Annotated in this window: 1 protein-coding gene; it reads left to right on the forward strand. The window is 62.7% G+C overall.

The features are described 5' to 3' along the window. On the forward strand, positions 1-198 hold a 198-nt coding region (locus tag KGQ19_RS48900), incomplete at its 5' end, for a hypothetical protein (RefSeq protein ID WP_212022520.1). Between the last annotated feature and the right edge of the window lie 207 nt (positions 199-405).

Raw genomic sequence — 405 nt, forward strand, 5'->3', positions numbered from 1 at the left:
GTTGAAAGGCGATTTTTACGGCCTTCGGTCATAGTTGTGCCGGTTCGGGGTTCGGGGTGGTGGGTGTGTTTGTCGGCTGCCGGTTTCCGCGTTCACAATCCCGGCGCACCTCAGGCCTCTTCAACTCCAGCAAGTCCGGGCAAGGGCACAGGCCAGATCAAGAGCAAGATCAACGGCACAGGCCAGATCAAGAGCTGAAGATCAAGAGCTGAAGGTCAAGGTCAAGGTCAAGGGCTGTGGTGAAGGGCCGGGCCTCCGGCGGGCCTCGGCAACCTCAGGGAAACTAGCGCGGTTCCCTAGGGTGGCCGATCTAGTCTCAGCGGCGGCGGTTCCTGAGGTGGTGCGGTCCGTTCCCCTCGGTCGCGTCGTCAGCCCGGGGGGTACAGCACCGGTGTCCGGGGGTAA

This window comes from Catenulispora pinistramenti (genome assembly GCF_018274385.1).
GTDB lineage: Bacteria > Actinomycetota > Actinomycetes > Streptomycetales > Catenulisporaceae > Catenulispora > Catenulispora pinistramenti.